Below are 21,765 nucleotides of genomic sequence, written 5' to 3'. Positions count from 1 at the left end.
ACCAGGCCGTTGAGTGCGTTCACACGGGCACGTTAGCGTTGCCGACGACAAGCAGTCCGGGTGCCTGAGCAAGGAGCACGTCCATGAAGTTCGGTCTCTTCATCCCGCAGGGTTGGCGCTTCGACCTGGTCGGCATCGATCCCGCCCGGCAGTGGGCGACGATGCGCGACCTGGCGATCCGTGCCGACAAGGTCTCGGACTGGGAGTCGCTCTGGGTCTACGACCACTTCCACACCACGCCGCAGCCCTCCGACCAGGCCACCCACGAGGCGTGGACGCTGATGAGCGCGTTCGCCGCTTCTACCGAGCGGATCCGGCTCGGCCAGATGTGCACGTGCATGAGCTACCGCAACCCCGCCTACCTCGCCAAGGTCGCCGCGACCGTCGACCACGTCTCCGGTGGCCGGGTCGAGATGGGCATCGGCGCCGGCTGGTACGAGCACGAGTGGCGCGCCTACGGCTACGGGTTCCCCGAGGCCCGCGACCGGCTCGGGATGCTGCGCGAGGGTGTGCAGATCTTCCAGCAGGCCTGGACGAAGGGCGTCTCCTCGCTGCAGGGGAAGTACTACCAGGTCGACGGCGCCATCTGTCAGCCGCTGCCGATCCAGCAGGGCCGCTCCGGCATCCCGCTGTGGATCGCCGGCGGCGGCGAGAAGGTCACCCTCAAGATCGCGGCCCAGTACGCCGACTACACCAACTTCGCCGGCGACGAGGAGACCTTCCGGACCAAGTCCGACCTCCTGGCCGAGCACTGCGCCAACCTCGGTCGCGACTTCGGCGAGATCACCCGCTCGGCGAACTACAACGTCTTCATCGGGGAGACCCAGCGCGAGATCGACGACAAGGTCGCCTGGTTCGCCGACCACCTGCAGAAGTCCCTGGGTGAGGCCGCCGGCGCCGAGCACGCCCGACGGACCAGTGCCCAGGGCCTCGTCGGCACGCCGGAGCAGATTGCGGCTAGGCTCAAGACGCTCGAGGGTCTGGGCATGACGTATGCGATCACCTACTTCGCCGACGCTGCCTACGACCGCTCCAGCATCGACCTCTTCGAGCAGCAGGTCATCCCGGCTCTGCGCTGATCACGAAGCCGACGTACGACGAGGAGGAGACCGCCGGAGGCAGCGGACCTCAGCTGCCACCGGCGGGGCGCACCAGCTTGCCGTGATCCGCGGGCACGCTCGCCAGCTCGGTGAGGAAGGAGCTCGCCCACGCGTCGATGTCGTTGGTGGCGACGGTGCGACGCATGGCCTTCATCCGGCGGGTCTGCTCGCGATGGTCGGCGTTGTAGGCCTCGAGCAGCGCCGACTTCATCCCGTTGAGGTCGTAGGGGTTGACCAGCCAGGCCTGGCGCAGCTCGTCGGCCGCTCCGGCGAACTCCGAGAGCACCAGCGCACCGTCGTTCTCGTACCGGCAGGCGACGTACTCCTTGCAGACCAGGTTCATCCCGTCCCGGTAGGGCGTCACCACCATCACGTCGGCGGCGCGGTAGAGCGCGGCCATCTCCTCGCGGGGATAGGACGAGTGCATGTAGGAGATGGCCGGGCGCCCGATCCGGCCCAGGTCGCCGTTGATCCGGCCCACCAGCCGGTCGATGTCGTCACGCAGCACGCGGTACTGCTCCACCCGCTCGCGCGAGGGCACCGCCACCTGCACGAAGACGGCATCCTCGACCTCGATGTGGTCATCGCGCATCAGCTCGGAGAAGGCACGCAGACGGGCATAGATGCCCTTGGTGTAGTCGAGCCGGTCGACCCCGAGGAAGATCTTGCGCGGATTGCCGAGCGCCTCCCGGATCTCCTTGGCGCGGGCGTTCACGCTCTCGGAGCGGGCCAGCTCCTCGAATCCGGCGGCATCGATCGAGATCGGGAAGGCCGCGGCCTTCACGGTGCGCCCATCGGGCAGGTAGACCAGGTCACGGTGGGTCTTGTGGCCGACCCGCTGGCGCACCAGCCGGATGAAGTTCTGCGCAGCGCCGGGAAGCTGGAAGCCGACCAGGTCCGCGCCGAGCAGCCCCTCGAGGATCTGCCGACGCCAGGGCAGCTGCTGGAAGAGCTCGGCCGGCGGGAAGGGGATGTGCAGGTAGAAGCCGATCCGCAGGTCCGGTCGCAGCTCGCGCAGCATCTCGGGCACGAGCTGCAGCTGGTAGTCCTGGATCCACACCGTGCCGCCCTCGGCGGCGACCTCGGCGGCCTGCTCGGCGAAGCGCCGGTTGACGTCGCGATAGGAGTCCCACCACTCCCGGTGGAAGGCCGGCTTGGCAACCAGGTCGTGGTAGAGCGGCCAGATCGTGGCGTTGGAGAAACCCTCGTAGTGGCCCTCGATCTCTTCCGGGGTCATCGACATCGGCAGGAGCCGCATGCCGTCGTCCTCCAACGGCGCGAGATCCTGCTCGGTGCCGCCCGGCCAGCCGATCCACACGCCGTCGTTGGCGCGCAGCACGGGTTCGAGGGCGGTGACCAGGCCACCGGGTGAGCGTCGCCAGCTCCGCGTTCCGTCGGCCAGCTCGACCCGATCGACGGGGAGACGATTGGCAACGATGACGAGATCGGCCTGCATGTTGTCGACCATAGCCGGGATCAGTTACCCGGTCGGGCACCCCTCACACCTGTGATCCGTGTCGCTCGTCGATGTCCGCGTATCGACCGGACTATGGATCAATCTGGACAGGAGTAGTTACACTCCGGAACGGTGCTGAGGCACATTCGGGAGTCATCGTGCTCCCAGCTGCCGCCGTGGGGGCGGCACTATCGAGGCGGAGCCCGGTCCATGTGGGGGATCGGGCTCCGTCTTCTTCCGTCCCGTTCCGCCGGCGAATCCGGCGTGCATCTCTCGAACCGGCGACGATGAGGCTTAGGACACATCTAGGCAATCGTCGCGTTACATGACTTAACAAAATGTTACGACTCCTCCCGCGCAATCCGCGCCCATCAAGGAGGAATCGTTCATGTCTCGCACCAAGAAGCTCGCTCTGGTCGCTCTCGCCGCTCTGCTCGCCGTGTGCGGCGCCACCGCTGCAGCCAGCTCACCTGAGCCGGGCTCGTTGCAGGCGACGCACGACTTCGCCTGCTGCTGAGAAATACCGAACGCGGGCGCCGGGAGTCCCGGCGCCCGCGTTCGGGCTGGAGCGGTCGGTCAGGCCGTGGGCTGGCTGACCATCGTGTTGGGTGCGAACAGTCCGGTGGAGATGCTCGCGCGCTGGAAGGCGTCCATTGCCGCGTCGGTGTCGCCGGCCTCGCGCAACAGCGCGCCGAGCTCGAACCACAGTTGTGCGGCCTGGCGGTCGGCCCCGACGGCGGTGAGGACGGCGACGGCCTGCTGGTAGTGGTCGCGCGCCTCCTGCAGGGCGCCGTCGCTGGCCGCGATCCGACCGTGCAGCACCAGCGCCTCGGCGTGGATCGTCGGCGCGAGGTCCCGCGCCAGGTCGGAGCTCTTGACGATGTGCTCGCGCGCGGCCGCGATGTCGCCGCCGAGCAGCTCGGCACGGGCCTGGACCAGGTGGAGTCCCGCCATGTCGACCGGTCCGGCCGCGGACCACTCCATCTCGCGGGCGGCCTGCTCGAGACCGATCCGGGCCGCCTCGATGTCCGGCGGCGTCGCCCGCAGCTCCATCGAGGCGATCTGGGCGCGCAGCCGACCGAGGTTGCGTGAGTCCTCGCCCAGCTCGAACAGTGCGATCGCCTTCTTCGCCAGGCCGAGTGCGGCGACGTGGTCGCCGTTGCGGGACTCGACCAGGCTCGCGTTCCAGTAGCCGGAGGCCTGGGCGATGGGGGAGCCGTAGCGCTCGGCAGCCGCGATGGCGCGCAGGCACATCCGCTTCGCGTGCTCGGTGTCGCCGCTCTGCATGTAGGCAGCCGCCACCGTGACGGTCAGCTGGATGGCCTCGGTCAGCCCCTCGATGCCCAGCTTGGTGATCGTCTCGCTCGCTCGCTCGCCGACGGCCACGGCGCGGGAGAACTCACCGGTCTCGCGGTAGCACCGGCTCAGCGCGATCAGCTCGCGCAGCCACACCGGGTCCGCGGACGGCGCGGCGGTCAGGTCCTCGAGCGCGATGATCGCCTCGTCGATCCGTCCGTTCGACTCCAGGGCGAGTGCCCGCACGTGCTCGGCGCGTCGGCGCAGCGCGCGCGGCGAGGTCTCGGTGAGGCCGGCCAGCACCGTCTCGGACTGTTGCAGCGCCCCGGCGGCATCACCGGACGCGGCGGCAAGCTCGGCGTAGTCCAGGGCGAGCTCGATCTCGCGCTGCTGGTCGACGCTGACGCCCAGCAGCAGGTGCTCCAGCGGTACGCCGAGGCGTCCGGCCATCCGCTCCAGCAGGCCCGACTCGGGCCGGCGGGCGCCGGCCTCGATGCGGGAGATGTAGGCCGCCGTCACCTCGCCGCCCGCCAGGTCCGTCTGGGTCATGCCCGCCGCGACGCGGGCCAGCCGCAGCCGCTTGCCGAGCTCGGCTGGATCGATGGTGCGGCTGATCTCGGCAAGCTCTGGGGTCACGCGTGTCATTCTGCCCGGTCGGGTGTCATGACGACACCCACCCGTTCGGCGGCATGTCCTGGCAGTTCGCCCGAGCGTCACTCGCCCGGGTAGCGGATGCCCGTCTGGCGCCGGATCTCCTCCATCTGCCGCATCAGGGTCAGCGTCTGCGAGTGCGGCACGAGCGGCGACTCGAGCAGGCCGGCGCGCAGGCAGCGGTTCACCTCGGCGGCCTCGTTGCCGTAACCACTGCCGATGACGGGCTCGTCGGGCTCGATCTCGATCGGCTCCAGCGGGCCGGCGTCGGCGGTCCAGTCGGCCATCGTCGCCTTCGGGGTGAAGGTGATCCGGCTCGGGTGGTGGAACTCGGGCACCTCGATCCGGCCGCGGTCGGTCGCGATCGCTGCCGCGCTGGTGGTCCACGACCGCATGGAGGCGTGCATGGTGGCCAGCGCGCCGCCGGCGTACGCGCCGGTCATCGCGATCGCCATGTCGATCGCGCCCTCCTTGCCGCTGGCGGTGCCGGGCGTGACGTGCAGGTCCGCCTGCGCGGTGAGCGAGGTGGCCTCGCCCAGCATCAGGTGGGCGAAGGTGAGCGGGTAGATGCCCATGTCGAGCAGGGCGCCTGCGCCCAGGTCGGGGTCGAGCATCCGGTCATCGGCAGCGGCCTGCACCACGAAGCCGAGCTCGGCGTGGACGTGCGCAGGGACGCCGAACTCCCCGGCGGCGAGCCGACGCTGCAGTGCGCGCACACCCGGGTGGCACGCGGTCCACATCGCCTCCATCAGGAAGCGGCCGTGCTGGCCCGCCAGCGCGATCATCTCCTCGGAGTCGGCGACCGAGAGGGTCAGCGGCTTCTCGCACAGCACGTGCTTGCCGCCCTCGAACGCCAGCCGCGCGTTCTCCAGGTGGAACGCGTGCGGGGTTGCGATGTAGATGACATCCACATCCGGGTCGGCGACCAGGTCCTCGTAGGAGCCGTAGGCGCGGACGCCCTCGCCGTACTGGGCGGCGAAGGCCTCGGCGGAGGGGAGCCGGCGCGATCCGACGGCCACCAGCTCGGCGTCGGGCACCAGCAGCAGGTCGCGGGCGAAGGCGTGGGCGATCTTCCCGGTGGCCAGGATGCCCCAGCGGATTACCTCATTCGTCACAACCGCCACGGTAGTCCCAGGTTCGCCGCCACGCCGTGCAACCGAATCACACGTGTGTCATTCCTCGTCTACAGTGAGCAACTGACTGGTGGACGAGCAAGGAGCAGGGAGGATGATCGATGGTCGCCAACGCGCTGCCCGATGAGGACGCGAACAACGCCCCGGGCCTGAGCGAGCGGGACCAGGAGATCCTCGCCTTCGAGCGTCAGTGGTGGAAGTACGCCGGCGCCAAGGAGGCCGCGGTGCGGGAGAAGTTCGACATGTCCTCCACGCGTTACTACCAGGTCCTCAACGCGCTGATCGACCGCCCGGAGGCGCTCGCCGCCGACCCGCTGCTGGTCCGTCGGCTGCGTCGGCTGCGCGCCGCACGGCAGCGGCAGCGCTCGGCCCGTCGCCTCGGATTCGAGATCTGACATGAGCCGCCTGTGGATGCGCGACCAGCGCGGCATCGCGCTGCCCTCTCCGGTCGTCCTGCTCAGCATCGTCGCGATCGCGATGGCCCTGGTCGCCTTCGTGGTCACTCGTGGCCACGGCGACAACGAGCGTGCGCTCGTGCCGACCGCCAACGTTGCGACGGCGCCGTCGGTGACACCTTCGCCGAGCAGCGGCCCGAGCACGCAGTCGGTGAAGAAGGCCAAGACCGTCAAGCGCGGCAAGGTCTACGTCGAGGTCTTCAACAACTCGCGCGTGAAGGGCCTGGCCGCCACCGTGAGCACCAAGGCGACCAAGGTCGGCTGGAACGTCGTCGGCACGGACAACTGGTACGGGTCCATCCCGACCACGACCGTGTACTACCCGCAGCGGCTCAAGGCCGCGGGGAAGCAGCTCGCCCTCGACCTCGGCATCCGTCGTACGGCGCCGGCCATCGACCCGATGAAGATGGACCGCCTCACCGTCATCTTGACCGCGCCGCTCGACTGAGCGCGGTTTAGGCTCGCCGCACGGCAGCGCCGGAACGGCAGGGGCTCGATCGCGCCTCAACCCGCGGGCTCCTGCACGGCGTTCATCGGCACGTGGGAGGCTAGGGACATGGACTTCGCGTCGGCCCGAGCTGAGCAGAAGTACGCCGCCTTCGCGGCCCTCGCCTCCCAGGCGGTGGTGGCACTCGACTTCGACGGCACGCTCTCGCCGATCGTCGAGGACCCCGCCCAGGCCCACATCCATCCGGATGCGGGGGCGGCGCTGACCGCGCTGGCGCCGAAGGTCAAGGCGATCGCTGTCGTCACCGGGCGCCCCGCTCGCCAGGTGCTCGCGCTCGGCGGGCTCGAGGAGGTCGCCGACGCGCTCGCCGCGACCGGCACCGAGCTGCTGGTCTACGGGCAGTACGGCAACGAGCACTGGAACTCCAGTCATCGGGCGATCGTCGGGCCCCGGCCACCGGTCGGGCTGGCCACCTTCCTGCGGGAGCTGCCGAGGATCCTGCGGAAGTACGACGCCGCGGACGCCTACGTGGAGGAGAAGGGCCTTGCCGTCGCCGTGCACACTCGCCGGCTGGCCGACGCGCAGGGCGCCTTCGAACGGCTGCTCGCGCCACTGCGCGCCGCGGCGGAGGCGCACGACCTCGCGGTCGAGCCCGGCAAGCAGGTCATCGAGGTGCGATCGCCGGGGATGGACAAGGGCCTGGTGGTCGACAAGCTGGTCGACACGCTGGGGGCGAAGGCGATCCTCTTCGCCGGCGACGACCTGGGTGACGTCGAGGCGTTCGAGGCGCTGACCGCGTGGGAGAACGAGGGGCTGAGCACCCTCAAGGTCTGCTCCGCCTCCTCCGAGGAGAGCGCGTTGACGCCGTTGGCCGATGTGGTGGTCAAGGGGCCCGACGGTGTGCTTGAGCTGCTGCGCCAGCTCGCCACCGACGCCGGCTGACGCCACGCCTGTCCAGCTAGTGAGACGGCTGTCCGGCATTCGGGCATCCGGTTCGTTGCGTGCGCGGGTGCTCCCGTAGCATCGCTACTGCTCATCGAGAGGGACTGAGGGAACGGCCCAGTGAAGTCCCGGCAACCGACCGCGTGTCTCCTCCCACCCCGTGGGCAGGTCGCGGAGCAGGTGCTAATTCCGGCCCAGCACGAGAGACGTGTCGGGGAAGATGAGGAGGAGGACTCATGAGCGCTGCCAACACCGTCGAGCACGGTACCGAGAAGGCATCCCTGCGGGAGGGCGCGTTCGGCAACGCTGTCGCCCTCGCCTGTCGCGAGTGCGGGCACCGCGTCGACCTCGGGCCGCACTACGCCTGTCCGGAGTGCTTCGGCCCGCTGGAGGTCGCCTACGAGTTCCCGGCCGTGACCCGCGCCGAGATCGAGGCCGGTCCGCGCAACATCTGGCGCTACAAGGCGCTGCTCCCGGTCCCCACGGACATCGAGGAGAGTCCCAACACCGAGCCCGGCTTCACCCGCCTCCTGCGGGCCGACAACCTCGCCCGCGAGCTCGGCCTCACCAAGCTGTGGGTCAAGGACGACAGCACCAACCCCACCAACTCGTTCAAGGACCGGGTGGTGGCATGTGCGCTCAGCGCCGCTCGCGAGCTCGGCGCCAAGGTCTTCGCCTGTCCCTCCACCGGCAACCTGGCCAACGCCGTCGCCGCTGCGGGCGCCCGTGCCGGCATCACGACCGTCGTCTTCATCCCGAGCAACCTCGAGCAGCCCAAGCAGGTCAACTCGGCGATCTTCACCGACAACCTGGTCGCCGTCGAGGGCAACTACGACGACGTCAACAAGCTGGCACAGGAGATCGCGGCCGAGGAGGACGGCTGGGCGTTCGTGAACGTCAACGTCCGCCCCTTCTACGCCGAGGGCTCCAAGACGCTGGGCTTCGAGATCGCCGAACAGCTCGGCTGGCGGCTGCCCGACCAGATCGTCATCCCGGTCGCCTCGGGGTCCCAGCTGACCAAGGTCGACAAGGCCTTCGGTGAGCTGATCAAGCTCGGGCTGGTCGAGGACAAGCCCTACAAGATCTACGGTGCCCAGGCCACCGGCTGCAACCCGGTCGCAACCGCCTTCAAGTCCGGCGTCGACGCCATCCGCCCGGTCAAGCCGGACACCATCGCCAAGTCGCTGGCGATCGGAAACCCTGCCGACGGCATCTACGTCCTGGACTCCACCCGCCGCACCGGCGGTGCGGTCGAGGAGGTCAGCGACGAGGAGATCCGGCAGGCGATCGTGCTGCTGGCTCGCACGGAGGGCATCTTCACCGAGACCGCCGGCGGCACGACGCTCGCCGTCACCAAGAAGCTCATCGAGACCGGCCAGCTCGACCCCTCCCTGGAGACGGTCATCATCAACACCGGTCACGGTCTCAAGACGCTCGATGCGGTCAGCGGCATCGTCGGCCCGCGGGCCACGATCAAGGCGTCGTACGACGCTTTCGAGGCCGCGGGGCTCTCGCAGGCCTGAGCTCGGCCGCGCTGAACGGCCGCGCTGAACGGACGCGCAGCGCGGTGCGGCCATTCCGGCTGCGTTGAGCATCTGTTCACCTCGCGGGGCTACAAGCAAGGCATGACCCGAGGCGAGGAAGCACGTCAGCTCGGCCGGATCGCTGTCGGAGCCGGCGTCGCGGGAGCCGTGGGTGCTATCGGCGCCGCGCTCGGCGCGGGCTTCGTGGTGCTTCTCAAGCGGCAGGCCGCCCACGCGCGAGCGGTCATCGGCAAGCCGTTCGGCGAGATCGCGCCGTTGGCGGACAAGGTCTACAAGAAGAAGTACGGCGACCGCGTCGAGCTGCTGCTCCTCGGCGACTCGATCGCGGCGGGTCTCGGTGCGGAGGACGCCGACGGCACGCTCGGCGCCCGGCTGGCCACGGGTATCGCGAAGAAGACCCGGCGGGCGGTGCGACTGACCACGGCCGCCAAGGTCGGCAGCGAGTCGTGGATGCTGCCCGAGCAGCTGATGTCCCTGCTGCCGTCCTACCGTCCCGACGTGGCGGTGGTCATCGTCGGCGGCAACGACGTCACCCATCGCATCCCCGTCTCCGACTCGGTCAGGCACCTCACCGAGACGATCGAGGCGCTGCGCGTCCGAGGAGCCGCGGTCGTGGTCGGCACCTGCCCCGATCTCAGTGCGCTGCGGGCCCTGCCACAGCCGCTGCGCTCCTTGGGTGCCCGCGCCTCGCGCCAGCTCGCTGCCGCGCAGGCCGAGGCGGCGCACGGTGCCGGCGCCTATGTGGTCTCGCTGGCGCACGTCGTCGGGCCGTTCTTCATCACCAACCCGGACGAGATGTTCAGCCTCGACAGGTTCCATCCGAGCGCTGTCGGCTACAAGCGCACCGCGAAGGCGATGCTGCCCTCGGTGCTGGCCGCCCTCGGGGTGCGCGACCAGGTGCCGTTCGGTCACCAGGCGCCGACGAGGCCCTGATGCCCTAATCTGGCGGCCATGCCGCGCAGTGCTGCTCGCCGTCCCACCCTGGAGGACGTCGCCACGCTTGCCGGCGTCGGCCGGGGCACCGCCTCCCGCGTCATCAACGGCGGCGCCCGCGTATCCGACCGGGCCAGGCAGGCCGTCGAGGAGGCGATCGCCGACCTCGGCTACGTGCCCAACCGGGCCGCGCGCTCACTCGCCAGCCAGCGCACCGACGCGGTCGCCCTGGTGATCGCCGAGTCGGAGGAGCGGGTCTTCGGTGAGCCGTTCTTCGCCGGTGTCGTCCGCGGCATCGGAACGGCGCTCACAGCCGGCGACCGTCAGCTCGTCCTGCTCCTGGCGCCCGCCGACCGGACCGACACGCTCACCGACTACCTCACCCAGCAGCACGTCGACGGCGTACTGCTGCTCTCGTTGCACGACGACGACACCCTCGCCACCCGGATCGCCGAGCACGGCGTGCCGGTGGTGATCGGCGGGGGCACCCGGCCGGGGCCGGCGATCGGCTACGTCGACAACGACAACGAGATGGGCACCCAGCTGGCGGTGGCGCACCTGCTCGCCCGCGGCCGCAGCCGGATCGCGACCATCACCGGCCCGCTCGACATGGAGGTCGGCCGGGTCCGTCTGCGCGCCTTCCGTGCCGCGCTGGAGGCGGCCGGCATCGAGCCCGCGGAGGAGCTGATCGGGGTCGGCGACTTCTCCCAGCAGTCCGGCGAGCTCGCCATGCGCACCCTGCTGGAACGACGCCCCGACCTGGATGCGGTCTTCTGTGCCAATGATCCGATGGCGGCGGGCGCTCTGCGGGTGCTGCGCGAGGCGGACCGGCGGGTGCCGGAGGACGTGTCAGTGGTCGGCTTCGACGACTCCCGGCTCGCGCTGTCGACCGATCCTCGGCTGACCTCGGTGCACCAGTCCGCCGAGGCGATGGGCCGGGAGATGGTGGCGCTGCTGCTCGACCTGATCAACGGCGAGGTCACTCCCGAGGCGCGGGTGCTGCCGACGCACCTGGTGGAGCGCGAGTCGAGCTAGCCGGCCGAGGCGTCAGCCGTCGTGCTTGACCGCACGCCCGAACTCAGCCACCACGTCGGCCGCGCTGACCTCGTGGGTGAGCGCGGCGACCCCTTCGCCGGCGTAGAGATGCGCGACCGAGTAGTCCTGCCCCGAGACCGCGGCGCGGAACCGGGACCGTGCGGGCTCATCGAGCTCCTCCTCGCGCCCGACCCACTCCTCGAAGAACCGGTTGGCGATGGAGCGCCCGCCGTACTCCTGCGGCCAGGCGACCTCCTGGGCCTCGTCGAAGACCCGGCCGTAGCCGGTGCTGTGGGCGGCGAACAGCGCCTGCTTCGCCGCGGTCGTCGACGCGGTCTCGCTGGTGCCGAGGAAGGCGGTGCCGACCCAGGCGCCGGCCGCCCCGGCGGCGAGTACGGCGGCCAGCCCGCGGTGGTTGAGGATGCCGCCGGCCGCGTAGACGGGCAGCTCGGTGCGATCCAGCACCAGCTGCAGCAGCGGCAGCGTCGCCATCACGTTGCGACCGTGGCCGCCGCCCTCGCCGCCGCGCGCGACGATCACGTCGACGCCGGCATCGATCGCGGTCTCGAGGTCGTCCAGCGAGCCGATCTGGGTGGCCGTCAGGACCTCGGCCTCGCGGAGCAGCCCGATGGCGGGTGCATAGTCGCCGAAGCTGACCGAGACGAGGGTCGGGCGCAGCTCGATGACGGCGTCGAGCTGCTCGCCGTGCTTCTCCAGCGCCCACGCGGCCAGGCCGACGCCGTAGGGCGTGCCGGCGGCGCCGGCGACCTCCGCCTCGGCCCGGATCCACTCGGGTGTGCGGGAGTCGTTGACGCCGAACATGCCCAGTCCGCCGGCGACCGAGACGGCATGGGCGAGACGGCCGCCGCCCGGACCGGCCATCGGTGCGCTGATCAGCGGGACGGGGGTGCGAAGCGGCTCAGGCAGACGCATGGTTCGAGGCTAGCCCGCTGTGCTGGTTCGACAAGGCGCTGCGCACAGACGCGACGGCTCGCCGCTGCGCGCCGCGCCCGCCTCACCTAGGCTCCCGTTCGTGCTGACCTTTCGCGATGCCACGCCGGCCGACGTCGACCCCCTGGTGGAGTTGATCGAATCCGCCTACCGCGGCGACTCCAGTCGAGGGGGCTGGACCACCGAGGCCGACCTGCTGCACGGCCAGCGCACCGACGCCGACGGCGTACGGGCGGTGCTCACCGCCCCTGGTAGCAGGATGGTGGTGGCCGAGCGTGACGGCCAGCTGGTGGCCTGCTGCCAGCTCGAGCAGCGCGACGAGGTGGGGTACTTCGGCATGTTCGCGGTCAGGCCAGGAGATCAGGGCGGCGGGGTGGGCCGCGAGGTGCTCGCCGAGGCTGAGCGGTTGGCGCGCGGGTGGGGCGCTCGGGAGCTGCACATGACGGTCATCGTGCAGCGCGAGGAGCTGATCGCCTACTACCAGCGTCGCGGGTATCGCCGTAGCGGCGAGCGCAGCCCCTTCCCGTACGGCGATCCTCGCTTCGGACTGCCCCAGCGCGACGACCTGGCCTTCGAGCTGCTGGTCAAGCCTCTCTGACTTTCTTGCACTCGGGGTGGGCGAGTGCTAAACATGACGTTGGCACTCGTACCATGAGAGTGACAACACCGGACCGGTGGCGTTGAGGTCTCGGAGGCTGGCGAGAAAGGGTTCGCCGGATGCTCGGGACCGTCCGTCGCGGGCAACTCATCGTTCCGGATCACACGAACTTCCCATGTGAAGGATCGCAGGCAATGCCGAAGCTGATTGCTTTCAACGAGGAGGCCCGTCGCGGCCTCGAGCGGGGTATGAACACCCTCGCCGACGCCGTCAAGGTCACCCTCGGCCCCAAGGGCCGCAACGTCGTGCTGGAGAAGAAGTGGGGCGCCCCCACGATCACCAACGACGGTGTCTCCATCGCCAAGGAGATCGAGCTCGAGGACCCCTACGAGAAGATCGGCGCCGAGCTGGTCAAGGAGGTCGCGAAGAAGACCGACGACGTCGCCGGTGACGGCACCACCACCGCGACCGTCCTCGCCCAGGCGCTGGTCCGCGAGGGTCTGCGCAACGTCGCCGCGGGTGCGAACCCGATGGGCCTCAAGCGCGGCATCGAGGCCGCCGTCTCCGCCGTCTCCGAGCACCTGCTCGGCCAGGCCAAGGACGTCGAGACGCGCGAGCAGATCGCCGCCACCGCCACCATCTCCGCCGGTGGCGACGTCACCGTCGGTGACGCCATCGCCGAGGCGATGGACAAGGTCGGCAAGGAGGGCGTCATCACGGTCGAGGAGTCGAACACCTTCGGCATCGACCTCGAGCTGACCGAGGGCATGCGGTTCGACAAGGGCTACATCTCGGCCTACTTCGTCACCGACCCCGAGCGCATGGAGACGGTCCTGGAGGACGCCTACGTCCTGCTGGCCAACCAGAAGATCTCCAACGTCAAGGACCTGCTCCCGCTGCTGGAGAAGGTCATGCAGTCGGGCAAGCCGCTCGTCATCATCGCCGAGGACGTCGACGGCGAGGCCCTCTCGACCCTGGTCGTGAACAAGATCCGCGGCACCTTCAAGTCCGTCGCCGTCAAGGCTCCGGGCTTCGGTGACCGTCGCAAGGCCCAGCTGCAGGACATCGCGATCCTGACCGGTGGCCAGGTCATCTCCGAGGAGGTCGGCCTCAAGCTTGAGACCACCGGTGTGGAGCTGCTCGGCCAGGCCCGCAAGGTCGTCATCACCAAGGACGAGACCACCATCGTCGACGGTGCCGGTGACCAGGCCCAGATCGAGGGTCGGGTCAACCAGATCCGTGCCGAGATCGAGAAGTCGGACTCCGACTACGACCGCGAGAAGCTGCAGGAGCGCCTCGCCAAGCTGGCCGGCGGCGTGGCCGTCATCAAGGTCGGCGCGGCCACCGAGGTCGAGCTCAAGGAGCGCAAGCACCGCATCGAGGACGCCGTCCGCAACGCCAAGGCTGCGGTCGAGGAGGGCATCGTCGCCGGCGGCGGCGTCGCTCTGGTCCAGGCCGGCAAGCAGGCCTTCGAGAAGCTCGACCTCGAGGGTGACGAGGCCACCGGCGCGAACATCGTGAAGGTCGCCATCTCGGCTCCGCTGAAGCAGATCGCTATCAACGCCGGCCTCGAGGGCGGCGTCGTGGCGGAGAAGGTCGCCGGTCTCGAGCCGGGCTACGGCCTCAACGCCGCAACCGGCGAGTACGTCGACCTGATGGCAGCGGGCATCATCGACCCGGCCAAGGTGACGCGCTCGGCGCTGCAGAACGCCGCGTCCATCGCCGCGCTGTTCCTCACCACCGAGGCCGTCGTGGCCGACAAGCCGGAGAAGGCCGCCCCCATGGGTGGCGACCCGACCGGCGGCATGGGTGGCATGGACTTCTGAGTCCCTGAGTTCAACCCCAGGTGCCCCGGCTGCTTCGGCAGCCGGGGCACCTTTGCTTGTGGGTGGGCGGGGGGTGGGCGGTTTTGACCCTCAGGGGTCAGAACCGCACCTTGGGGGTCAAAGCATTGCCCGACAACCTGCGGTTTTGACCCTCAGGGGTCAGAACCGCCGCATCCTCAGCGCCCGACGAGCCGGCGCAGCCGGTCGTGCGCGAGTGCCGCGCGAGCCGCGTTCATCCCCGGAGCACCGTGGACGCCGCCGCCGGGGTGGGCCGAGGCGGAGCCGAGGTAGAGGCCACGGATGCCGGTCTCGGCGCGGCCCAGCCCGGGTACGGGACGGAAGACCAGCTGCTGGTGCAGCTGCGCCGTACCTCCGTTGATGGCGCCCCCGATGAGGTTGGCGTCGCGGGCCTCGAACTGGTGCGGACCCAGCACCCGCCGGCCGAGCACGCGGGAGCCGAAGCCCGGCGCGAGTGCCTCGATCCGGCCCTGGATGCGGTCCGCGAAGCGCTCGCACTCGTCGCGGTCCCATCGCCCGGTCAGGCCGTCCTCGCCCTCGTCATGGGCGACCTCTTGCGGCACGTGGGTGTAGGCCCAGACGGTCTCGGTGCCGGCGGGGGAGCGGGTGGGGTCGGTGGTGGTCATCTGGCCGCCCAGCAGGAACGGCTTGGCCGGGATCGTGCGCGCGGCCACCTTCTGCAGCGAGTCGACCATCTGGTCGACCGAGTCCGAGACGTGGAAGGTCCCCGGAGCGTACGGCGCCGGCGAGGCCCAGGGCACCGGCCCGGAGAGCGTCCAGTCGACCTTCACGGTGCCAGGATCGAGCTGGAAGCCCCGCATGCCGCGGACGACTCGCGCGGGCAGCTCCTCGACAGGGACCAGGCCGCCGAAGAGCCGCGGCGCGGTCACGTCGGCGATCACCGTGCGAGCCTCGATCCGCTCGCCGTCGTGCAGCACGACGCCGCTCGCGCGGCCGGACTCCACCACGATTCGCACCACCTCGGCGTCACAGCGCAGGACGCCGCCGAGCGCCGTCAGCCGCGACACCATCGCGGCGCTGAGCTGCTGAGCGCCTCCCTCGGGAACAGGGAAGCCGACCGTCTGCCCTAGCATGCTCATCAGGAGTCCGAAGAGCGTCGAGCCCGGCGAGGTCAACGGGATGTCGGCGTGACCGGCGTTGCCGCCCAGCAGCAACGTCGGCGCCTCGCCGCCGAACCGGGTCCGGCCGAAGTCGACCAGGGGGGTCAGCAGGTCGCGGACGAAGCCGTAGCCACCGGCACGGCGCAGTCGGGTCAGCCCGCCAAACGCGTGCGCCACCGGCGGGAACGGCGAGAGCAGAGCGCCGACCAGGTGCTCGCCGATGGTGTCCCACTGCTCGCACAGCGCCAGCCACGCGTCCCCGTCCCCGGCGTACTGCTCCTCGAGCAGGCGCGCTGTCACCTCGCGGTCCCGGTGCAGCATCGCCCAGCGTCCGTCGGGCAGGGGATGCCCCAGCACTGCGGGTGCGTGCCGCCACACCAGCCCGTGCTCCTCCAGCCGCATCCGCTGCAGCCACGGCGAGGCCGCTGCCAACGGGTAGAAGGCGCTGCAGGTGTCCAGCACGAAGTCCTCGCCGAGCTCGCGGTCGCTGGAGACCGCGCCGCCCGGAGTGGGTTGCGCCTCCAGGACGAGCACCGAGCGACCGGCGTCGAGGAGATGGTTGGCCGCGACCAGGCCATTGGGCCCGGCCCCGATCACCACCGCGTCGAAGGCGCTCACCGGCGCTCAGCTACGGCGCCGGGAGGCGCCGTTCTCGGCGAGGTTGGCGAGGCGTCGAGCACTCTCGACGTTGCGGGCCTTGAGCAGAGGGCCGTAGACCGGCTTGGGGATCAGGGACATCGGGCCCGACGCTACCTGCTCCTCCAGCACCACGAGGGTGCCATCGCCGTCCGGCGTCAGGGTCAGTCGGACATCGGCCGCGCCCGCCGGCCACAGCCTCGCGCGCAGCAGCAGTGAGCGTCCCGGCTCGGCCTCCACCACGTTGGTGCTGTCGTGCACCAGGGCGGGCCAGGCGCCGACCGAGTGGTGGATCTCGGTCCCCGGCGCCGGCCAGCCGGCATCCACGTCGCGGATCGAGGAGGCGCCGACCACCCAGAGCGGATAGAGCCAGCCGTCGGCGAGCACGGCCCATACCTGGTCGGGGGGCGCGGCGACGCGGCGCCGGACAGTGATCATGTCTTCGAGGTGTCCTGTTCGGCGGGCCTCGAAACAGCACGCGCGGGCCGCTTTTCGCGTGGCTGGGCCGGGGAGGGATGATGGGGCGGTGAGTGCGGTGGAAGAGAACCAGAACTTCGATCTGCGGCTGCTGTGGCTGCTCCTGATCCCCGGCATCCTGGTGGGGGCGATCCTGACGCGTGTCTTCTTCGTGCACGTCGACGACGAGACGCCCTCGGCCGCCACCAGCGACATGACGGTGACGGTGCCGCTCCAGGTCGGACGCTGCGCCGTACCGACCTCCGAACAGCTCTCCCAGCAGTCGACGGCTGTGGAGGCCAGTGTGACGTCGGTGAACTCATCGACGGCCCAGCTGCGGGTCAGCCGCGTGCTGTCCGGTCCGCAGGTCGGTGAGATCACCGTCCAGCTGCCCACGCCGGGCGTCACCGAGGTCAACGTGCCGACGTTCACCGTCGGCGACAACTACCTGCTCGCCGTCTCAGCGGACGGCTCGCTGGCCGGCTGCGGCCTGAGCGGCAAGTCCACCGGCGACCTGCAGAGCCTCTACACCAAGGCGTTCGGCTGATCCGAGCCGCGCGCACCCGGTGACGGGAGGCGCTGCACGCCCTAGGGTGTGAGAGTCAGCTGTGATTCAGGTCACAGTCACACTCGGGAGGGCACATGCGCCGCACAGCAGTCGTCGGATCCGCCGTCGCCGGCACACTCGCCGTCGTACTCGTCTCGCTGTCGGGACCGCCGGCGCTCGCCGCGCCGGGCCACGGGCACGCGCGGCACGATCCGCCCGCACCGCCTGCCGCCGGGACCGCCCCCGGAGCGCCGGGCGCTGCCTCCTCCTGGACGACCGGCGCCAAGGACGGCCTCGGAACCAGCGCCGGTACGGCGTCGAAGGTGTGGTTCAGCCTGGCGTCGGGCGCGATGTCGGAGGTCTACTACCCCCGGGTGGACATCGCCGACGTCACCAGCCTGCAGCTCGTCGTCACCGACGGGCGCACGTTCACCGACCGGGAGGACACCGACACCACCCACCGGATCCAGCTGCTCGACCGGGAGTCGCTCTCCTACCGTCAGATCGACACCGACAAGGACCACCGCTACCGGATCACCAAGACCTACACGACCGACCCTGGCCGCAACACCGTCCTGCTCGACGTCTCGGTGACGAGCCTGGACCGCGGGCACTACACCGCCTACGTCCTCTACGACCCCTCCCTGGCCAACTCCGGCAAGCACGACTCGGCGACCACGAGCGGCAGCACCCTGCTGGCCTCCGACACCTCCACCGACACGCCGGTCGCCAGCGCGCTGAGGGCCGAGCCGGCCTTCACCGCCGTCTCCAGCGGGTACGCCGACAGCAGTGACGGCTGGACCGACCTGGCCACCGACCACACCCTGGACCACCAGTACGCGTCGGCGCCCGACGGGAACGTCGTCCAGATCGGCCGGCTCGCGGCCGACCGGAGCGGCACCACCCACGCCACCATCGCGCTCGGCTTCGGCGCCGACACTGCCGCCGCGAGCCGGGCGGCCTCGGGGTCGCTGCGCACCGGCTTCGGCAGGGCCAGCCGCAGCTACGATCAGGGCTGGTCGCGCTACCTCGGCTCCCTGGACCGGGCGCCCAGGAGCGTGCGGCACGACGCGGGCCTGCTGACGCAGTACGACGTGGCGGTGATGACGCTGCGCGCCCATGAGGACAAGACCTACCGCGGCGCCAACATCGCCTCGCTGACCGTGCCGTGGGGCGAGGCGGTCAACGCCGACGAGGCGGGCGTCGGAGGCTATCACCTGGTGTGGGCGCGCGACCTCTACGAGGTCGCCACCGCCCAGATGGCCGCGGGCGACACGGCGGCCGCGAACCGATCCCTGGACTACCTGTTCGACGTGCAGCAGAAGCCGGACGGGTCGTTCCCGCAGAACAGCCGGCTGGACGGGACGCCGTACTGGGGCTCCCTCCAGCTCGACGAGGTCGCCTTCCCGATCGTGCTCGCCTCGCAGCTCGGCCGGGACGACGCCGCTACCTGGAGTCACGTGAAGAGGGCCGCCGATTTCATCGTCGGGAACGGCCCGGCCACACCGCAGGAGCGCTGGGAGGAGGAGGGCGGCTACTCGCCCTCGACCATCGCTGCCGAGATCGCCGGCCTGGTCAGTGCGGCATCGATCGCCCGCGCGAACGGCGACGAAGCGTCGGGGGCCCTCTACCTCGCCACCGCCGACGACTGGCAGCGGAGCCTCAAGCAGTGGACGGTCACCACGACCGGCCCGCTCGGCGACGGCCACTACTTCATCCGGATCGACGACAACACCGACCCCAACGACGGGCACCAGCTCGACATCAACAATGGCGGTGGCAGCTACGACGAGCGCTCGATCGTCGACGCCGGCTTCCTCGAGCTCGTCCGGCTCGGGGTGCTCCCCGCTGACGACCCCGATGTCGTCGGGTCGCTGCCGGTGGTGGACTCGACGATCCGGGTGCAGACCCCCGAGGGCCCGATGTGGTACCGCTACAACCACGACGGCTACGGCGAGAAGGCCGACGGCAGCCCGTACGACGGCACCGGCGTGGGCCGGTTGTGGCCGTTGCTCTCCGGCGAGCGCGGGGAGTACTCCCTGGCCGCCGGCGGATCCGCGACCTCCTACCTGCGCACCATGGCCGGTGCCGCCAACGCCGGCTACATGATCCCCGAGCAGGTGTGGGACCAGCCGTCGACGGGACAGTTCACCTTCGGCGAGGGCACCGGATCGGCCACGCCGTTGGCCTGGTCGATGGCGCAGTTCGTCCGGCTCGCTCGCTCGATCGACGCCGGTCGGCCTGTCGAGACACCCACGCTCGTCCGGGACCGCTACGTGGACGGCGGTGGCGTGCCCCAGGGTCCGTCGCTGACCCTGACCAGCCCTGCCGATGGGCTGCAGACCGATGCGGCGACGACCACCGTTGCCGGCAGCACCGACGCGCAGGCGATCTATGTCCACGTCGGCTCGCAGACGCTCACCGCGACCGTCGGACCTGACGGGACCTTCTCCCTCGACGTCCCGCTGGTGCTCGGCGGCAACACCGTCTCGGTGGTCGCGGTCGGCGCCGACGGCGGTACGACGCTGCTGCGCCGTACCGTCGTCTCCACCAACCTCGGCACCCAGGTCGGCGCGCTCACCGACCCGACCGGTGACGACCACGGCCCGGGCTCCTACACCTACCCGGCCAGCGGTGACTTCGTCCCCGGCGCGTTCGACCTCACCCGTCTCGGCGTCTACCGCGACGGCGACCAGGTCAACCTCGCGCTCGGCATCGCCGGGGCGCTGACCAACCCGTGGGGCGGCAACCAGATCTCGACTCAGCGCTTCGACATCTACCTCCGCGGCGCCTCCGGCTCAGCGGTTCCTGCCCTGCCGGGCACCAACGCCGACCTGGCCTCGCCGTACTCCTACGTCATCACGGCCGACGGTTGGTCCTCGGGCGTCAAGGACGCCTCCGGCGCCACCGTCGGATCGGCGACGCTGCGGGCCGTGCCGCAGGCCCACGAGCTGATCGTCACCGTGCCGGCCTCGGTGCTCGGCGGCGTCGACCTGGCCACCGCCGGCTATGCCGTCACCGCGATGAGCCACGCCGACGACGCGGGCGGTGAGGGACTCGGCGGCATCCGCCCGGTCTACGACGGCGCCTACTGGGCCAGCACGGTCGGCACCGACATGTCCTGGATCCACGACTACCGCTTCGGTGGCGGCGCGGGCCAGTGGACCGGTGACAACGCGGCCAAGGACACCGACACCTCCGACCCCAACGTGCTCGACATCTTCACGCCCGCGGGCTCGGCGCAATCGACGGTGCTCGACTGGCGGGGAGGCTCGCCGGTCGTGCTTCCCTACGTCGGGCTCGGCTAGGGAGCGGCTGCCAGGGGCGGTCGCTCGCCGAGAAGGTCCGCGACCGCCCGGAGCCCGGCCAGCACCTCCGCGAAGCTGGTGCTCAACGGCGAGAGGCCGACGCGCAGCCCGTGCGGTGGCCGGAAGTCGGGGATGACACCGCGCTCCCACAGGCTGGCGGTGACCTCGCGGAAGTCGGGATGGTCGAGGATCACGTGGCCGCCGCGGAGTGCGGGGTCGCGGGGCGAGGCCAGCTCCACGCCGTACGCCGCCAGCAGCGCGTCGTGCACCTCGATCGCGTAGTCCGTCAGTGCCACCGACTTGGCCCGCACGGCCGCGATCCCGGCCGACTCCAGCAGGTCGAGCATGTCGCGCATCGGCAGCATCCCGAGGATCGGGGGTGTACCGCTGATGAAGCGTCGGATGCCGGTGGCCGGCTCATAGCTCTCGCCCATCGCGAACGGGTCGGCGGCGCCCATCCACCCCTGGATCGGCTGCCGCAATCGGCCCTGCAGCCTGCTGGCGACGTACCCGAAGGCGGGGGCGCCGGGGCCGCCGTTGAGGTACTTGTAGGTGCAGCCGACCGCCAGGTCGACGCTGGCTGCGTCGAGGGCGAGGTCGAGTGCACCCACGGAGTGGCACAGGTCCCACAGGACCAGGCCGCCGATGTCGTGCACGGCGGCGGTGATGGCGGCCATGTCGGCGACCCAGGCGGACCGGTAGGAGATGTGGCTGAGCAGGACGAGCGCAGTGCGCTCGCCGATCTGCTCGCGGACCTGGTCGAGGGTCACCCCGGTACGTGGGTCGACGCTCAGCCAGCGCACGGTGTGCCCGTGCTCGGCGGCCAACCCCTCGACCACGAACCTGTCGGTCGGGAAGTCGTCGGCGCAGGCCACGATCTCGTCACGGCCGTGCTGGGCGCCCAACGCCGCGCTGGAGAGCTTGTAGAGCATCACGCTCGTCGAGTCGCCGACCACGGTCTGGCCCGGCAGGGCCCCGAGCAGCACCCGGCCGATCCGGTCACCGAGCTCGGTGGGAGCGTCCATCCACTGCTCGTCCCAGGCGCGGATGAGGCGCTCGCCCCAGGCGCCGTCGACGAAGTCGGCCAGCGCGGCGCGGGTGGCGTGCAGCGGCCGGCCGAGCGAGTTGCCGTCGAGGTAGGCGGTGACGCCGTCGGTGCGCACGAAGGCGTCTCGGACGTGCGCCAGCGGATCCGCGGCATCGAGCTCGGCGGCGCGGGTGGCGAGCCGGTCGGTCATGGTGCTCCTTCCCGTGGTGGCGACCGCCGGGATTGAAGCCCGCGGCGGTGTGACGTGGACCATATCCGAGGGC

19 protein-coding genes and 1 riboswitch are annotated in these 21,765 nt (G+C 70.6%); of the genes, 12 read left to right on the top strand and 7 right to left on the bottom strand.

Features of this window, described 5'->3' with window-relative positions:
- Positions 1-83: 83 nt before the first annotated feature.
- The gene (locus H036_RS0101190) at positions 84-1,079 is read left to right on the top strand and encodes an LLM class F420-dependent oxidoreductase (RefSeq protein ID WP_017932939.1); all 996 of its coding nucleotides are present in this window, start codon (positions 84-86) and stop codon (positions 1,077-1,079) included.
- A 49-nt stretch (positions 1,080-1,128) separates the two neighbouring features.
- On the opposite strand, the gene H036_RS0101185 is transcribed toward H036_RS0101190, so the two are convergent.
- Positions 1,129-2,556, bottom strand: coding sequence for an alpha,alpha-trehalose-phosphate synthase (UDP-forming) (locus H036_RS0101185; protein ID WP_442852431.1), 1,428 nt, complete (start codon positions 2,554-2,556; stop codon positions 1,129-1,131).
- Positions 2,557-2,944: 388 nt separating this feature from the next.
- On the opposite strand from H036_RS0101185, the gene H036_RS26035 reads away from it, so the two are divergent.
- Positions 2,945-3,073, top strand: a complete 129-nt coding sequence (locus H036_RS26035) for a hypothetical protein (RefSeq protein WP_017932937.1) — start codon at positions 2,945-2,947, stop codon at positions 3,071-3,073.
- 59 nt (positions 3,074-3,132) lie between these two features.
- Here the strand turns inward: H036_RS26035 and H036_RS0101175 are convergent, their stop codons facing one another.
- Positions 3,133-4,488, bottom strand: a complete 1,356-nt coding sequence (locus tag H036_RS0101175; RefSeq protein WP_017932936.1) for a helix-turn-helix domain-containing protein — start codon at positions 4,486-4,488, stop codon at positions 3,133-3,135.
- 77 nt (positions 4,489-4,565) lie between these two features.
- The gene (locus H036_RS0101170) at positions 4,566-5,618 is read right to left on the bottom strand and encodes a Gfo/Idh/MocA family protein (RefSeq protein WP_017932935.1); all 1,053 of its coding nucleotides are present in this window, start codon (positions 5,616-5,618) and stop codon (positions 4,566-4,568) included.
- A gap of 119 nt (positions 5,619-5,737) precedes the next feature.
- Between H036_RS0101170 and H036_RS0101165 the strand changes: the two genes are divergently transcribed.
- From H036_RS0101165 to H036_RS0101140, 6 genes are all read left to right on the top strand, one after another.
- Complete coding sequence (locus H036_RS0101165) at positions 5,738-6,031, top strand: DUF3263 domain-containing protein (protein WP_017932934.1); 294 nt, start codon at positions 5,738-5,740, stop codon at positions 6,029-6,031.
- Between the two features lies 1 nt (position 6,032).
- Positions 6,033-6,539, top strand: coding sequence for a LytR C-terminal domain-containing protein (locus tag H036_RS0101160; RefSeq protein WP_017932933.1), 507 nt, complete (start codon positions 6,033-6,035; stop codon positions 6,537-6,539).
- A gap of 108 nt (positions 6,540-6,647) precedes the next feature.
- The gene (gene otsB / locus H036_RS0101155; RefSeq protein ID WP_017932932.1) at positions 6,648-7,481 is read left to right on the top strand and encodes a trehalose-phosphatase; all 834 of its coding nucleotides are present in this window, start codon (positions 6,648-6,650) and stop codon (positions 7,479-7,481) included.
- A gap of 88 nt (positions 7,482-7,569) precedes the next feature.
- Positions 7,570-7,708, top strand: a riboswitch (SAM riboswitch).
- A gap of 9 nt (positions 7,709-7,717) precedes the next feature.
- Positions 7,718-9,004 carry a threonine synthase gene (gene thrC, locus H036_RS0101150; RefSeq protein WP_017932931.1) on the top strand — a complete coding sequence of 429 codons (1,287 nt, stop codon included), beginning with the start codon at positions 7,718-7,720 and terminating at the stop codon, positions 9,002-9,004.
- A gap of 102 nt (positions 9,005-9,106) precedes the next feature.
- The gene (locus H036_RS0101145; protein ID WP_017932930.1) at positions 9,107-9,958 is read left to right on the top strand and encodes an SGNH/GDSL hydrolase family protein; all 852 of its coding nucleotides are present in this window, start codon (positions 9,107-9,109) and stop codon (positions 9,956-9,958) included.
- An 18-nt stretch (positions 9,959-9,976) separates the two neighbouring features.
- Positions 9,977-10,993 carry a LacI family DNA-binding transcriptional regulator gene (locus tag H036_RS0101140; RefSeq protein WP_017932929.1) on the top strand — a complete coding sequence of 339 codons (1,017 nt, stop codon included), beginning with the start codon at positions 9,977-9,979 and terminating at the stop codon, positions 10,991-10,993.
- A 12-nt stretch (positions 10,994-11,005) separates the two neighbouring features.
- Here H036_RS0101140 and H036_RS0101135 read toward each other — a convergent pair whose 3' ends face one another.
- Positions 11,006-11,926 (bottom strand): NAD(P)H-dependent flavin oxidoreductase, encoded by a 921-nt coding sequence (locus H036_RS0101135; RefSeq protein ID WP_017932928.1) that lies wholly within the window; start codon positions 11,924-11,926, stop codon positions 11,006-11,008.
- Positions 11,927-12,026: 100 nt separating this feature from the next.
- Between H036_RS0101135 and H036_RS0101130 the strand changes: the two genes are divergently transcribed.
- The gene (locus H036_RS0101130; RefSeq protein ID WP_017932927.1) at positions 12,027-12,542 is read left to right on the top strand and encodes a GNAT family N-acetyltransferase; all 516 of its coding nucleotides are present in this window, start codon (positions 12,027-12,029) and stop codon (positions 12,540-12,542) included.
- A 194-nt stretch (positions 12,543-12,736) separates the two neighbouring features.
- Positions 12,737-14,368: a chaperonin GroEL gene (groL, locus tag H036_RS0101125; protein ID WP_017932926.1), complete on the top strand. Its 1,632-nt coding sequence runs from the start codon at positions 12,737-12,739 to the stop codon at positions 14,366-14,368.
- A 176-nt stretch (positions 14,369-14,544) separates the two neighbouring features.
- Here groL and H036_RS0101120 read toward each other — a convergent pair whose 3' ends face one another.
- On the bottom strand, positions 14,545-16,125 hold the full coding sequence (locus tag H036_RS0101120) for a phytoene desaturase family protein (protein WP_017932925.1): 1,581 nt from the start codon (positions 16,123-16,125) through the stop codon (positions 14,545-14,547).
- Positions 16,126-16,131: 6 nt separating this feature from the next.
- Positions 16,132-16,581 (bottom strand): SRPBCC family protein, encoded by a 450-nt coding sequence (locus tag H036_RS0101115; protein WP_017932924.1) that lies wholly within the window; start codon positions 16,579-16,581, stop codon positions 16,132-16,134.
- An 88-nt stretch (positions 16,582-16,669) separates the two neighbouring features.
- On the opposite strand from H036_RS0101115, the gene H036_RS0101110 reads away from it, so the two are divergent.
- Positions 16,670-17,146: a hypothetical protein gene (locus H036_RS0101110; RefSeq protein WP_017932923.1), complete on the top strand. Its 477-nt coding sequence runs from the start codon at positions 16,670-16,672 to the stop codon at positions 17,144-17,146.
- Positions 17,147-17,241: 95 nt separating this feature from the next.
- A complete protein-coding gene (locus tag H036_RS21445; RefSeq protein ID WP_017932922.1) occupies positions 17,242-20,454 on the top strand; it encodes a glucan 1,4-alpha-glucosidase in 3,213 nt (1,070 codons plus the stop codon).
- On the opposite strand, the gene H036_RS0101100 is transcribed toward H036_RS21445, so the two are convergent.
- Complete coding sequence (locus H036_RS0101100; protein ID WP_017932921.1) at positions 20,451-21,692, bottom strand: kynureninase; 1,242 nt, start codon at positions 21,690-21,692, stop codon at positions 20,451-20,453. The genes H036_RS21445 and H036_RS0101100 overlap by 4 nt on opposite strands.
- Positions 21,693-21,765 lie beyond the last annotated feature (73 nt).

It is taken from the genome of Nocardioides sp. Iso805N (genome assembly GCF_000364605.1).
GTDB lineage: Bacteria > Actinomycetota > Actinomycetes > Propionibacteriales > Nocardioidaceae > Nocardioides.
The sequence above is the reverse complement of the archived record's forward strand: the minus strand, read 5'-3'. Positions and strand labels throughout refer to the sequence as shown.

Coding starts and splice junctions, on each gene's coding strand:
- H036_RS0101135 (WP_017932928.1), bottom strand. CDS start 11,926: ATGCGTCTGCCTGAGCCGCTTCGCACCCCCGTCCCGCTGATCAGCGCA.
- H036_RS0101140 (WP_017932929.1), top strand. CDS start 9,977: ATGCCGCGCAGTGCTGCTCGCCGTCCCACCCTGGAGGACGTCGCCACG.
- H036_RS0101185 (WP_442852431.1), bottom strand. CDS start 2,556: ATGCAGGCCGATCTCGTCATCGTTGCCAATCGTCTCCCCGTCGATCGG.
- groL (WP_017932926.1), top strand. CDS start 12,737: ATGCCGAAGCTGATTGCTTTCAACGAGGAGGCCCGTCGCGGCCTCGAG.
- H036_RS0101165 (WP_017932934.1), top strand. CDS start 5,738: ATGGTCGCCAACGCGCTGCCCGATGAGGACGCGAACAACGCCCCGGGC.
- H036_RS21445 (WP_017932922.1), top strand. CDS start 17,242: ATGCGCCGCACAGCAGTCGTCGGATCCGCCGTCGCCGGCACACTCGCC.
- thrC (WP_017932931.1), top strand. CDS start 7,718: ATGAGCGCTGCCAACACCGTCGAGCACGGTACCGAGAAGGCATCCCTG.
- H036_RS0101160 (WP_017932933.1), top strand. CDS start 6,033: ATGAGCCGCCTGTGGATGCGCGACCAGCGCGGCATCGCGCTGCCCTCT.
- otsB (WP_017932932.1), top strand. CDS start 6,648: ATGGACTTCGCGTCGGCCCGAGCTGAGCAGAAGTACGCCGCCTTCGCG.
- H036_RS0101190 (WP_017932939.1), top strand. CDS start 84: ATGAAGTTCGGTCTCTTCATCCCGCAGGGTTGGCGCTTCGACCTGGTC.
- H036_RS0101100 (WP_017932921.1), bottom strand. CDS start 21,692: ATGACCGACCGGCTCGCCACCCGCGCCGCCGAGCTCGATGCCGCGGAT.
- H036_RS0101115 (WP_017932924.1), bottom strand. CDS start 16,581: ATGATCACTGTCCGGCGCCGCGTCGCCGCGCCCCCCGACCAGGTATGG.
- H036_RS26035 (WP_017932937.1), top strand. CDS start 2,945: ATGTCTCGCACCAAGAAGCTCGCTCTGGTCGCTCTCGCCGCTCTGCTC.
- H036_RS0101145 (WP_017932930.1), top strand. CDS start 9,107: ATGACCCGAGGCGAGGAAGCACGTCAGCTCGGCCGGATCGCTGTCGGA.